This window comes from Parazoarcus sp. PS-13 R2A (assembly GCF_057621855.1).
This window is the reverse complement of sequence record NZ_JBYEXN010000007.1, coordinates 21,985-35,529: the sequence shown is the minus strand read 5'-3', so window position 1 is coordinate 35,529 and position 13,545 is coordinate 21,985. Positions and strand designations below refer to the sequence as shown.

The following is a 13,545-nucleotide window of genomic DNA, read 5'->3' as shown; positions in this document are numbered from 1 at the left end:
TTTTTCTCTTATAGCGAGTAGCTGAGGCGAACCCAGGTCTGGGGCTCTTCGGCCGTCATGAAATCAGGCATGTCGATCGGGTAGGCGGTGAAGACATCCAGGCTCCCGCCCTTGATGGACAGCGTCACCCCGACGGCGCCGCCTTGCAGAAGGCCCTGCGGAATGCCAGCAACCCGGTTGCTGACCTCGCCTTGGTCAAGCGCCATGTAGAAGCGCATCGGCATTGCCGTGCCGTTCACGCTGAACGTGCGGCGCAGTGAGAGCTCATTGCGCACGTAGTAGCCGTGATCACCCGACAGCGTGTTGTCAACGAAGCCACGCACGGTGTAGATGCCACCGATCAGCAACTGCTCCGAGCCGTAGAGGGTGTCTTTTGCGATCTGTCCGGTCAGCTGGCTGGTAAATGCAAGATCAAGCTCGCCGACCTGGAAAGGGCGACTGAAGTAGTAGCCGTACTTGTACTTCTCGAACTGCGCACGCGGCGCTTCGCGCGGGAGATTCGGACCATCCTTGAGCGCGCCCGCAAAATCGAGGCCTCTGGCGTAACCGAGTTCAAGCGTCAGCGAACCACCCAGAAAACCGGTCGTGAGCGTGGTATCGAGATCGAAGATGGAAAGACGCCTGCTGCTGACTCCGAGCAGGAGTCCTTCGAGGTAGTTCTTCGACGACTTCATGGTGAGGGTGCCTGCGAGGCCGACTCGGCTCGTCTGATCACGAAACACTGTCCGATCCAGACGCCAGATATCGCTCTCGCTGGTACCACTCGTTTGCAGGTCGAGCCCGCTCGGGGCATTGACCATGCTGACGTAGCGCGATTCGCTCTTGGTGAAGGTGAAGGTCGAGTATCCAAGCGGCAGAACGAAGGTCAGGCTGTTGCTCTCCGACAGCTTGCGATCTTCATCGTGAGGCGCGGACTGACGGTGGGAGTACAGCAGAAACTCGTTCAGCCCGAACAGGCGGTCGGCGCTAAGGCTGACGCCGTATTGTTCGTCACCCGTGGACTTCGAGCCCTGGTTGTCGTACGACAGCGAGGCGTGAAACGGTGTGGACGGTTCATTGCGGACAGCGACGACACTGCCGCCAGGTGCGTCTCCCGGACGGATGTCCATGACCGCGTTGTTGGACGCAAGGCGGTTAATCTGCTCCATGCCCTGCTCAATGTCGCGCAGGTTCAGCAACTCCCCAGCCGAGACGGGGAAGGCGTTTGACACGCGCACGCTGCCCTCTGCGCCATCCTCAAGCAGAATCTTCTCGATGACGCCTTCGATGACGAGGATCTCGAGTTGACCGGTGCTGAGGTCCTGCTGCGGCAGATAGGCGCGTGTGGTGACAAAGCCACGGAATATGTAGTCCTGAGTGATGAGCGCAAGGATTTGCTCGATCTCAGAAACGCCGAGACAACGACCGGAGAACTCTGACTCGATCCGTTCCCTCGTCGAGGAGCTCAGATTGGGTGCGCCCGAGATGGAGATCTTTTTGATCTCCCGGCAAGTAAGGCCTGCGCCCGAGGCGTCCACCGGCGGCATCAGCCCGCGCGTATCGATGCCGCCACCACTGCGATCAGGCGGAATCTGGCGCTCAAGCTCCTGACGTCGTCTGAGTTCGTCCTGACGCTGCAGGATCTCAGCCTGACGGGCGGCTGCGTCCCGATCAGGCTGAGCCGGGGCTTGAGCACGTGCCTGAGGGATCAGAGTGAGGGTCAGAGCGAGCGCAACCAGCACGGGCAGGCTGCGGTTGAAACCATGGAGGAGTTGGGGCGTTACCCATTTCTTCAGTGCGGTTACGGCGGCGAGGCGAGTCATTGGCAGTCCGGTGGCTTCTAGCTGCCCCGGATGCTAGGTGCTATCGGATTGCTGAAACTTACATTTCCTGACAATTGCCAGGCAAGACGCCAGAAAACGGTAAAAACTCACGGTCGTTTGCAAAAAAACGACGGGTTGCTCGGCATTACTACTATTGAATTAGTCAGTGCTAATGAGAATTTCGCACTTCGGCCGCCGGGCAACCGGGCGCATTTCAGGCGATCAACACGACTGGCGCGCTGAACCGATAGCCTTCTCCCCGTTCGGTTTCGAGTGGCAGTCGAAAACCTGTCTTCTCCCGCCAACGGCGGCGCAGGCGACTGATCAGTGTGTCGAGTCGGCGTTGGTCGTAGTCCAGCCATTCGTGCCCCATTGCGGAAACGATCGAACGGCGGCTTACAGGCCCGCCTTGCTGCGCGGCCAATGCACGCATCAGCGTCATTTCGAGGGCCGTCAGGTCCATTTGTTCGCCAGAGGGTGCTGCGACACCGTATTGGCGACAATTCAACTGCCATTGCTCGCTTGGCTGGTCCGCGGCGGGAATGCGACGTCCGAGTGCTCGTATGACTGCAACCAGTTCATCGATGCTCACCGGTTTGACCAGATAGTGATCGGCACCGCCATCGAGTGCTTTCAGCTTTTCACGCGTATCGCTGCGTGCGGTGAGCATGATGATTCCCAGTGCCGCCTGGTCTGCGCGCATTCGGTAGGCAATGGAATGACCGTCCTCACCTGGCAGGCCGATATCCAGAATCAATAAATCCGGAATAAACGCGCCTCCACCGACCAAGTCGTCCAGCGCCGTTGCACTGGTCACCCCGCGTGCGTTGAAACCGGCATGCTCAAGCCCGAACAAGAGATCGTCCAGCAGGTCGTTGTTGTCTTCGACGATGACGATATTCATGGGTTTGGAGAGTCGGCAACCGGTTGGCGCGGAAATGTCACCCTAAAACAGCAGCTACCATGTGCATTGCGTTCAAGGCAAACCTCGCCGCCGTGGAGACGTGCAATCCTGCGCACGATGTAGAGCCCGAGGCCGGTGCCCGGAATATCTCCTTGGGAGGAGCCTCGAATATATCGGAGGAACAGGCTTTGCACCAATTCTTCCGGAATGCCCTTTCCGTGGTCGTTGACGCGAACATGCACGGCGTTTTCCGATTCGACGACGGACAAGGCGACCGGACTCCCCGCTGGTGAGTACTTGAGTGCGTTATCAAGCAGATTGCCGACCACGATCTGGAAAAGCGCGATGTCTACCCGCGCCCGGATGGCAAAGTCGGCGTTGAACTGCACACGCTGCTGCGATTCGAGGCCGCTGACCACCTGCCGACAGGCCTCAGTCAGATTCACCTCCTCGAATTGCGCCACCAGCCCCTCGTCGTCGACGCGGTCACTGGTAAGCAACTGGTTGAGCATGTCAGTGATCCTCGCGATGCCGCGCTGAATTCGGCCGTGACGCTTGGACGTCTCCGGATTTGCGTCGGCATCGAGGAGCTTGAGCCCATGCGCGGCGCCCTGGATCATCGCCAGCGGTGTGCGCAGTTCATGTGACAGCATGGCCATGAACTGCTGTTGCTGGGTTCTTGCGCTGTGCGCCTGCTCGGCGCGGATTTCGGCTCTTGCCGCGCGGTCGAGTGCGTTGCGGTGTTCTTGCTCCTGAGTCCGGAAGCGCGCACTCAACGCAAGATGAAAGGCCAGCACCGTACCCAGCGTCCCAGTCTGAAAGCCATGGCGCAGCCAGAAGTTGCCCGGCAGGATGCCAAGCAGCGTGAGAACGCCGGCCAGGCTGCCGAACAGGCCGGATGCGCAGGCCAGCGCAACGAAGGTTGCGCCAGCGCGGCGGGTGTGAACAAGCGCGAGGCTTCGACAGAGGCTGATGAGCGTAAGCACGACGGCGAACGCCATGGCAATGCGAACCACTTCCGTATAGTAGCCCACGAGGGCCAGCGGGATGCCGAACAAGGAAAACCACCACATGAAGCGGTAGAAGATGTGGAGAGCCGGGTTCTTGTCCGTGACTTCAAGCACGAGTTGGTAGAAGCGCGCTCCGCTCGCAAGCAGCAGCAGGGTGCTGACTGAAGTCCAGGCGTTTTCAAGCAAGGGCATCTCGGGGAGCAGGTATTGCCCGACGAAACCGTTTGTGCCAAGGAGGTTCAGCACCGTCGTCCCGAGGTAGATCAGGTAATAGCGGAACACGGCCTCGGTTCGCCACAGACTGGGCCAGAGATTGACCAGAATGATCATTACGATCACGCCGTAGAACAGTCCGAACAAGCCGTATTCGAGGGTTGCCGAGTCCTGGAAATCCTTGGGCGACCATCTCGTCAGGCTTAGCACCGACGAGCTGCTGGTCTCGAGACGCATGTAGTAGGTCTGGCTCTGTTCGGGATCCGGCTGGAGCGCGAACACGAATCCCCGGTATGGAATCTCCCGTGCGGAAAATTGGAGGTGGTCACCTGCGCGTCGTACCTCGAAACCATTCGGACGGGTCGTGTCGGGGACAAACAGTCGCAGGTCGTCGAGATACGGGGGGTGAGCGACCAGCCAGATCGGTGCGTTGTCATGCACTGAAGCGCCGAGCGTGAAACGGAACCAATGCACCTTGCGCGTGTAACCGGCGGAAAACCCGTTCGTGACCTCGACAAACTCGTGTGCACGCGCTGGCGCGCTGATGCGCTCGATCGTCTCCGTTCCATCCGGATCGACAAGAACGGCCAGGGCAACGGGTTCGCCGGCCTGTGCCAGCGCAAGTGCTGGCAGAAGGGCAAGACAGAAGACCAGCGTCCGGATGTACGCGAGGGAAAGCCGGAACGATGGTAACTGGTTCAGGCTCAAGCCTTCACCGCGTCCAGCAGCTCACGTACGGCTTTCACTCGCTGTTTGAGGTCGGGGAGGCTGGCGCGGCGGATAAGTTTGTCCGGCCCGGCCATCTTGGTGCTGCGGTCCTTCTGGATCAGGAAGATGACCTTGACCGGATCGATGGGCGCAGCCTTGCCGAACTGGATGCTGATCTGCGCATCGGATGCGTCGAGCTTCTGTACGTCCCAGGGCTTGAGCAGAAGGCGCATGCGGTGGGTTTCGAGAAGCGCGAGGGCCTGTGGCGGGAGTTCGCCGAAGCGGTCAATGAGCTCTTCCTGCAGATCGCGCAGTTCTTCCTCGGCCTCGCAGTTGGCCAGGCGCTTGTATAGCGTCAGGCGCTCCTGAACGTCAGGGCAATATTCGGTGGGGAGCAGGGCGGGGGTGTGCAGGTTGATCTCGGAGACCACTTCCAGCGGCTGGCTGAGGTCGGGCTCCTTGCCGGCTTGAAGATCCCGGACTGCATGCTTGAGCATCTCGGTGTAGAGACTGAAGCCGATCTGCTGGATCTCCCCGGACTGATGTTCACCCAGTACCTCACCTGCGCCCCGGATCTCGAGGTCGTGCATCGCCAGATAGAAACCCGAGCCCAGCTCGTCCATCATCGCGATGGCTTCCAGACGTTTCTGTGCCTGAGCCGACGGCTTGGCGTTGGCGTCGGTCAGCAGGTAGGCGTAGGCCTGATGGTGGCTGCGTCCGACGCGGCCACGCAGCTGGTGGAGCTGGGCCAGACCGAAGCGGTCGGCCCGATTCATGATGATGGTGTTGGCGGTCGGGATGTTGATGCCGGTTTCGATGATGGTGGTGCACAGCAACAGGTTGGCGCGCTGCTGGGTGAAGTCGCGCATCACGCGCTCGAGTTCGCGCTCCGGCAGCTGTCCGTGCCCGACCACGATGCGGGCCTCGGGCAGCAGGTCGGCGAGGTCGTTGCGCATGTTCTCGATGGTGTCGACTTCGTTGTGCAGGAAGTAGACCTGACCGCCGCGCTTGAACTCGCGTAACACCGCCTCGCGCACGATGCCCTTGCTCCAGCGCTGTACGAAGGTCTTGATCGCCAGACGTTTCTGCGGCGCGGTGGCGATCACCGAGAACTCGCGCAGCCCCTCCATCGCGAGGCCCAGCGTACGCGGAATCGGGGTGGCGGTGAGGGTGAGGATGTCGACCTCGCTGCGCAACTGCTTGAGGGCCTCCTTCTGACGCACACCAAAGCGGTGCTCTTCGTCGATGATCACCAGGCCGAGGCGTTTGAACACCACGTCCTTCTGCAACAGGCGGTGCGTACCGATGATGATGTCGACCTTGCCCTCGCCAAGCTGAAGCAGTGCTTCCGTCTGTTCCTTGGCCGACTTGAAGCGCGACAGTTCGGCAATCTTGATCGGCCAGTCGGCGAAGCGGTCGGCGAAGGTCTGGTAGTGCTGTTCGGCCAGGAGCGTGGTCGGGCACAGGACGACCACCTGCTTCCCGTCCGCGACCGCGATAAAGGCGGCACGCAGCGCGACTTCGGTCTTGCCGAAGCCGACGTCGCCACAGACGAGGCGATCCATCGGGCGGCCTGACTTCATGTCGGTTACCACGGCGTCGATGGCCGCCTGCTGGTCGGGGGTGGTTTCAAACCCGAAGGCCTCGGCGAAGGCTTCCAGATCATGTTGCTTGAAGTCGAAGCGGTGCCCCGGGCGGGCAGCACGCTGGGCGTAGAGCGAGAGCAGTTCGGCAGCGGTGTCGCGTACCTGCATCGCCGCCTTCTTCTTCGCCTTTTCCCATTGTCCCGAACCGAGCCGGTGGAGGTCGAGGTTCTCCGGGTCAGCGCCTGCATAACGCGTGATGACGTGAAGTTGCGATACGGGTACGTAGAGCTTGTCGCCACCGTTGTATTCGAGATGCAGAAACTCGGTATCCCCTTCACCGAGGTTCATGTGGATCAGCCCAAGATAGCGCCCAATCCCGTGCGAAACGTGCACTACCGGATCGCCGATCTTGAGTTCCGACAGATCGCGCAGCCAGCCCTCCATCGTTGCGGCCTTGCGGTTGTCGCGGCGGGCACGGGTGCGTGCAGTCGCGGCGTACAGCTCGGTTTCGGTAATGATCGCGAGCCTGGCTTCGGGCAGGATGAAGCCCGCACCCAGTGGTGCCGTGCCGAGCGCGATCGGCTCTCCGGACACGGCGAAGCCGTCGAAATCGGCGCTGGCTTCGGGCCAGACGCCATATTCGGCCAGGTACTCGGCCATGGTTTCGCGCCGTCCGGGTGAGTCCGCGAGCAGCAGCACCCGACCGTCGAATGCGGCGCAGAAGGCCTTGAGCTTGTGCAGCGGATCGCTCGCCTTGCGCTCCACCGCGATGTCGGGAAGGGGCAGGGCGGCCGGCGTACTGGCGCTCTCGCTGCTGCTGCCAAGGACCAGCCGGGGGTGATCCTTGAGTGCGACGAAGAAGGCTTCGTCACTGAGAAAGAGTTTCTCCGGTGGCATCACCGGCCGTGTTCGATCTCCCTTGAGCAGATCGTAGCGTGAGCGTGTGTCGCGCCAGAACTCCGCAATCGCGCCGGGCACGTCGCGATGCAAGAGCACCGGCGTATCTGCGGGCAGGTAGTCGAACAGCGTGGCAACTTCGTCGAAGAACAGCGGAAGGTAATACTCGATCCCTGCCGGCGCGATGCCGTTGGAGACGTCCTTGTAGATCGTCGCCCGGGTCGGGTCGCCCTCGAAGGTTTCACGGAACTGTCCACGGAAGCGGCTGCGGCCCTTGTCATCGAGCGGAAATTCCCGCGCGGGCAAGAGGCGGATCTCCTTGACCGGGTACACGGTGCGCTGCGTGTCGGGGTCGAAGGTCTTGATACTCTCGACTTCGTCGTCGAAGAGATCGATCCGGTAAGGCAGGGGCGAACCCATCGGGTACAGGTCCACCAGTCCGCCGCGTACCGAGAACTCGCCCGGGCTGACGACCTGGGTGACGTGCGCATAGCCGGCGACGGCCATCTGCATGCGCAGCTGCTCGACGTCAAGCTGCTCGCCTTGCTTAAGAAAAAAGGTATAGGCCGCAAGAAAGGCTGGCGGCGCCATGCGATAGAGGGCCGTGCTGGCCGGGACCAGGACGACGTCGGCCTCACTGCGGGTGATCGCGTACAGGGTGGACAGCCGTTCGGAGATCAGGTTCTGGTGGGGCGAAAAACTGTCGTAGGGCAGGGTCTCCCAGTCCGGCAGCAGATGCAGGCGCAAGCCTGGCGCAAGCCATGCGATTTCGTCCTGGAGGCGCTGTGCATCGAGCGGATTCGCGGTCACCACCGCCAGCATCCGGCCGCGCCCTGCCAGCTGCGCAATCACGAGTGCGTCAGCCGACCCGCTCAGTTGGGGCAGGTCGATCCGTTTGCCGGCCTTGGGCAATGCAAGGGCGGAGACGGTGGGGAGCAGCGTGTCGATTGAGCGGGGCATGGGGCTTCGCGGAGGCGTTCTTGCAGCAGGAAAGCGCCCAATTATAGGCGAACCAGTCACGCATGACGGCCGATGGGGCCGTCAGACGGTGATCTCAGGCGTAAGTGTCGATGGTGGGGCGTGCCGTGGGCGTCGCGCTGACCTGCGAAACAAGCTGGTTTAACGCCGTCTCGCGCCGCTCGGCGAGTGCGGGGTCCGCTTTGGCCTGGGCGTTGATCTCCTGGCGTGCTTCGATTGCCATGCGGTCCGCCTGCGCTGCGACCTGGCGGTCCTGCGCGGAAGGGTCGGCGGGTGCGAGGGCTGCGGCGCGGATTCTTGTCGCGCGTTCGAGCGTTTCTTCAGGCGTGCTGCCGGGCGAAGTGTCGATGCCGACCTCGCCCGCAACCGCGTAGCGCTTGTTATCGGGGCCGACCTGGTAAGTGAAACTGGCGCCGGAGGTAATCAGCTCGCCGCCGGCCGAGACGTGCGCCTGCTCGTGCGCGCGGACCTGCTTGTCTCGCGCCTCGAGCTGAGTCAGTGCCTGCTGTTCCGATTCGCTTAATGCGGTTTCATCGGGGACGCGACGGTTCGCGGCGTTGCCCTGAACCGTAGGTGTATAGGCGGTGAGCGATGAAGTGACACCGGATGTCATCATTTGCGTATGCGCTGCTCGAATGACCTCTTCGATTCTAGACGGCGTTTCACCTCGCGAAAAGCCGCAAACTCCGTCATGTGACAGCGTCCGTGACCGGTGACCGGGTTCAGGCCAAGTCGCCTCGCGTGTGCCCCGCGGCGGCGTGCTCTTCAGCTCGCTTCAGGTGGCAGCGCGTGGTCTTCGGGCAGATCGAACTCGAACTCGTCTGGAACCTGATCCCGCCTTGGCGGCATCTTCTTGCGCAGCCATTCCGCGACGAGGCTGGCGCTTTGCCTCAGATCCTCGGGGGCGAGGTGTTCAATTTCGCCGCCGTCAGCAGCCCGCCACTCGCGGTCGGCGGGGATCATGTCGAAGGCCTGACGCAGTATCGCAGTACCGGGGTCTTCTCGTCCGACCACGAACAAGGTCGGTGCCTGAAGGCTGCGCAACGGGCCCGCGCCCGCGAGGTCTGGACGACCTGCAAGGCAGGCGAGTGAGCCGAACCGATCAGGTTTCTTGGCAGCCGCTCGCACGATTGCGGCACTCGCCGTACCGAATGCAAGCAGACCGATGGGTAGGGCTTCGAGTGGTGGCTGGTGTTCGATCCAGTCGTTTGCAGCGAGCAGACGCTCTGCAAGCCGGGTAACGTTGAAACTGGCGTCCGGATCGTGCTGTTCCTCGTGGCGGGTCAGAAGGTCGAGCGAGAGCGTGGCGAAACCAGCGCCTTGAACAACGCCGGCGATCAGGGCCTGGCGCTTGTGAACGATCGGGTTTGCACCCGGTTGCAGGATCAGCACGAGGCCGCGGACGTCCGGTGCGTGCGAAAGCGTGCCGTCAAGCCAGATGCTTTCTGCCGGTATGCTGATCGGGGTGGTTCGCAGCTTCAATTTGTATCGACCTGAAGTAATAAGCCGGGGCGTCTCGCACAGCATCTCACAGCGTCGAGGGGCGTCGCAACCGCCACGCCTGGCGTGTGTCAGCCGGGCTCGCGATGAATCGGCACGCTGATCCGTCTCGGGCCAAAGGCGCCGACGAATTCGCCGAAGCGGCCAGCAAGCGGCGCATGACAGCTTGGGCACTCGCCCTTGCCGGTGAGTCGGTACGCCAGGATGTCGTACCAGTCACGCTCGATCAGGACTTCGTTGCACTGCGTACAGCGTGTGCGCCCCCCTTCCAGGTCGTGCACGTTGCCGGTGTAGACGTGCTTCAGGCCGGCGTCCAGCGCCAGTTTGCGCGCCCTCGTTAGCGTCTGCGGCGGGGTTGGGGGCAGGTCGTCGAGTTTGAAGTCGGGATGAAAAGCGGTGAAGTGCAGTGGTACTTCGGGGCCCATTTCGTCGTGCACCCAGCGCGACATCGCCTTGATCTCCGCGTCGCTGTCATTGCGTCCGGGAATCAGCAGGGTGGTCAGTTCGACCCATACCTGGGTTTCATGATGCAACCAGACCAGGGTGTTGAGTACGGGCTGAAGGTGGGCGCCGCACAACTGCACATAGAAATCGTCGGTGAAGGCCTTCAGGTCGACGTTCGCCGCGTCCATGCAGGAGAAGAAATCGCCGCGCGCCAGCTCGGTAATGTATCCGGCGGTGACCGCAACGGTTCGAATGTCGCGTCGATGACAGGCCTCCGCCACGTCGATCGCATACTCGGCAAAGATCACCGGGTCGTTGTAGGTGAAAGCGACGCTCGTACACCCGTGAGCCGCCGCCGTCGCAGCGATCTCGTCGGGCGAGGCTGCATCCATCAGGCGGTCCATGTCGCGTGACTTGGAGATGTCCCAGTTCTGACAGAACTTGCAGGCGAGATTGCATCCTGCTGTGCCGAAGGAGAACACGCTGCTGCCAGGGTAGAAATGGTTGAGCGGCTTCTTCTCGATGGGATCGATGCAGAATCCGGAGCTTCGCCCATAGGTTGTGAGCACCATGGCGTCGCCTTCGCGCATGCGCACAAAGCAGGCACCGCGCTGATCTTCGTGGAGTTTGCAGTATCGCGGACAAAGATCGCACTGGATTCGCTCGTCCGCGAGCCGATGCCAGTACTGCGCCGCATGGTTCATCATGCCTCCCGGGAAGTTTCCTCCCACTTTCTGACGCTGAAGCGGGCCGCCATCATGCCATTGACAGGCCGCTCGGGATCAAGCCCGGCTTTCTGCTTCAGGGCGGCAAGAAAATGCTCGGGCTGCGGCAGCTGCTCCCATACCTGAGGCAGAAAAGTCGCGCTGCGGCATCCGGCAAACAGAATGAGACCGTCTTCGTGCGGCGTGATCTGGCGGAGGAGATCGGCTTCGTCCGTGAACTCGATGAAATCCGGCGAGGACAGCAGGGAGACTTCGATCCGTACCTGTGCAAACTCGTCTGCCGTCAGCGGTGGGAAGCGCGGATCACGGCTGGCTGCCGCCACTGCATTGGCGGCGACGTCGTCAGCAAGGGTGCGCTGCGGACGGATGCTGCCAATGCAGCCGCGCAGAACGCCATCGATGGTGAGCGTGACAAAGCATGCCCCGCGCTGTGCAAGCCGGGCATCGCCCGCCGGCTCGGGGGCGATGCCAAGGTAGTGGCCAATGGCCTGGCGCGCACGGGCGAGAAGGCGCGGACCGGGATCGTCCTGTTCAGTGTTGTTTGCTTGCATGGGGCACCGGGTCACAGAAGGCAATACTGGCGTAACCGACGACACGGTTGCGGTCGCCGGCGGTATCGCCGGAGTTTCGGATGTCCAGCAGGTGAGGCACGAGTCCGTGGCGTGCTGCAGTCCGCAACAGGCCGTTGACCGGCGTTGCACCACAGGCTTGTTCGTGACCCAGACCGCTGCGCATGGCAAGGATTCGGTCAACGGTTTCGCGGTCCTGACACTGCGCCTGTTGGTAGGAGTGGAAGTGCGACAGGTCCGAACTGATCACGATCAGGGTTTCCGGTCCGCCCCACACCGACTCGATGAGCGCAGCGACGGCATCGGTGGAGGCGTCGCCCACCAGCACCGGCAGCAGGGTGAAGCGCTCCAGCACGGTCTGCAGAAACGGCAGTTGCACCTCCAGGCAGTGCTCATACGCGTGGGGTCGATCGTCGACGATCAGGTCCGGGCGCCGTTGCAGCGCACTCCAGCCCTCGCGATCGATCGCGACCCGGCCCAGTGGTGTTTCGAATGACTGTGCGGCGGGCAGGGCAAAGCCGTTGACTGCCATGCGGTGGGTCGGGCCGAGCATGACCACGCGGCGGATCTGGCTGCGCAAGGGGAGCAAGGCCCCGTAGGCCGCGGCGGCGACGGGGCCCGAATAGATGTAACCCGCATGCGGAACGATGATCGCCTTCGGTGGCGCTACCTGTTCCAGTGGAACGGCCGAGGCCAGCAGCTCGCTCAACTGCATGCGCAAAACGCGCTCGTCGGCGGGATAGAATTGACCGGCAACGGCAGCCGGGCGTATCGAAGCAATCGCCATGAACAGACCTTCCCCTTGCGCTGGTTCGGTTCTGATTATAGACCCAGCGCGTGCCAGCCAATTCCCAGCGTCAGCCCGAGCGCGACCGAACCCATCCCCGCGAACACCTTTCGTCCCAGCGACTGTCCGCCAATCACGGCGGCCATGCCGGCCTTGAAGCTGAGATTTGCAATCATGCCGAGACCGATCGCGATTGCCGCCGGCTCCAGTGCGAGCTTGTCGAGGGCAAACAGACGCAGGCTCGACAAGGCGATGGCGTCGATGTCGGTGAAGCCGGTGACGATCGCCAGCACGTACAGCCCGCGGGTGCCTGCATAGTCGGACAGCCATGCGGCACAGAAGAGCACGACGGCATACAGTGCGCCGAAGCCCAGCGCGGTGCGCAACTCGGTCGGGTTACTGGTTTCGGGCAGCACCGCATGGCCGCCATTGCTCAGCTGTCGCCAGCTCATCAGCAGCGCGATGGCCCCCAGGCTCAGCGCCGGTATCACGACATGGAACAGGGCGGGCAGGACGCCGGGGGCGACAACCGCTGCCACCACGGTGACGCGCACGACCATGACAAGGTTGGCGAGCACGATGACAAGGGCCGCCATCGACGACAGCCCTTCCGATGCGCGCGCATTGCGTGCATACACCATGGTGGTGGCCGTACTCGAGGCCAGGCCCCCGAAGATGCCAACGAAGGCCGCGCCATGCTTTGCGCCGACGAGCTGCAGCGCGGCGTAGCCCGCGAGGCTCACCCCCGAGATCAGCACGACCATCCACCAGATCTGGTACGGGTTGAGCGCTCCGTAGGGGCCGAACTCCTCGTTGGGCAGAATGGGAAGGATGACGAGCGACAGCACGCTGAACTGCAGGATGGAAATCCAGTCGCGCGGCCCGAGCCGGGTTGCGATCCCACGCAGCTGGGTCTTGAAGTACAGCAGCACGGTGGTACCAACGGCAAGCATGACGGCGATCTTGGCATAGCCGAGCCACACGGCCGTCCCGAGGCAGTAGCACACCATCAGCGCGGCGACCGAGGTCGTGCCGGGGTCGTTCGGGTCGGGGTGGCGCACGTAGGCGGCGATGATCATCGCCCCGATCACTGCCATCCCCACTGCAAAGGGCGCGATGCTCTGCAGGTGCTGGCTGAGCAGGCCGGCGAGGGCCCCAAGCAGGGCGACGAGACCAAAGGTGCGCAGGCCTGCGCGTGCGGACGGAACGCGCTCGCGCTCAAGCCCGATCAGCAAGCCGATGCCGATTGCGGTCAGGAAAGTCTCGATTTGTGCCGGATCGACCGGAATTGACGCATTGAATGGCATGCGTGCCGTCCTTCAGTAATACGCGTTCACGATGCTCGATGGTGCCAGGCAAGCGCCTGAGCGCGATATGGTGATCACTCTAGTCGATTCCGGGTTATGGCGTAATCGTGCGCTG

The 13,545-nt window shown here is 62.5% G+C and carries 10 protein-coding genes; all 10 read right to left on the bottom strand.

Annotated features, from left to right (window positions below; translation table 11 throughout):
• Positions 1–8: 8 nt before the first annotated feature.
• The 10 genes from AC22G6_RS08480 to AC22G6_RS08435 all read right to left on the bottom strand — a co-directional run bounded on the left by AC22G6_RS08480 (position 9) and on the right by AC22G6_RS08435 (position 13,430).
• Positions 9–1,802, bottom strand: coding sequence for a ShlB/FhaC/HecB family hemolysin secretion/activation protein (locus AC22G6_RS08480; protein WP_487366421.1), 1,794 nt, complete (start codon positions 1,800–1,802; stop codon positions 9–11).
• Positions 1,803–2,016: 214 nt separating this feature from the next.
• A complete protein-coding gene (locus AC22G6_RS08475; RefSeq protein ID WP_487366420.1) occupies positions 2,017–2,706 on the bottom strand; it encodes a response regulator transcription factor in 690 nt (229 codons plus the stop codon).
• Complete coding sequence (locus tag AC22G6_RS08470; protein ID WP_487366419.1) at positions 2,703–4,637, bottom strand: sensor histidine kinase; 1,935 nt, start codon at positions 4,635–4,637, stop codon at positions 2,703–2,705. The genes AC22G6_RS08475 and AC22G6_RS08470 overlap by 4 nt, the downstream gene beginning before the upstream one ends.
• Complete coding sequence (gene mfd / locus AC22G6_RS08465; protein WP_487366418.1) at positions 4,634–8,080, bottom strand: transcription-repair coupling factor; 3,447 nt, start codon at positions 8,078–8,080, stop codon at positions 4,634–4,636. Before mfd ends, AC22G6_RS08470 begins: the two co-directional genes overlap by 4 nt.
• A 94-nt stretch (positions 8,081–8,174) precedes the next feature.
• On the bottom strand, positions 8,175–8,714 hold the full coding sequence (locus AC22G6_RS08460) for a putative metalloprotease CJM1_0395 family protein (protein ID WP_487366417.1): 540 nt from the start codon (positions 8,712–8,714) through the stop codon (positions 8,175–8,177).
• Between the two features lie 149 nt (positions 8,715–8,863).
• A complete protein-coding gene (locus AC22G6_RS08455) occupies positions 8,864–9,580 on the bottom strand; it encodes a dienelactone hydrolase family protein (protein WP_487366416.1) in 717 nt (238 codons plus the stop codon).
• 89 nt (positions 9,581–9,669) lie between these two features.
• Positions 9,670–10,746, bottom strand: a complete 1,077-nt coding sequence (gene amrS, locus AC22G6_RS08450; protein ID WP_487366513.1) for an AmmeMemoRadiSam system radical SAM enzyme — start codon at positions 10,744–10,746, stop codon at positions 9,670–9,672.
• Positions 10,746–11,318 carry an AmmeMemoRadiSam system protein A gene (gene amrA, locus AC22G6_RS08445; protein ID WP_487366415.1) on the bottom strand — a complete coding sequence of 191 codons (573 nt, stop codon included), beginning with the start codon at positions 11,316–11,318 and terminating at the stop codon, positions 10,746–10,748. The genes amrS and amrA overlap by 1 nt, the downstream gene beginning before the upstream one ends.
• Positions 11,299–12,123, bottom strand: coding sequence for an AmmeMemoRadiSam system protein B (amrB, locus tag AC22G6_RS08440; protein WP_487366414.1), 825 nt, complete (start codon positions 12,121–12,123; stop codon positions 11,299–11,301). Before amrB ends, amrA begins: the two co-directional genes overlap by 20 nt.
• 35 nt (positions 12,124–12,158) lie before the next feature.
• Positions 12,159–13,430 (bottom strand): MgtC/SapB family protein, encoded by a 1,272-nt coding sequence (locus AC22G6_RS08435; RefSeq protein WP_487366413.1) that lies wholly within the window; start codon positions 13,428–13,430, stop codon positions 12,159–12,161.
• Positions 13,431–13,545 lie beyond the last annotated feature (115 nt).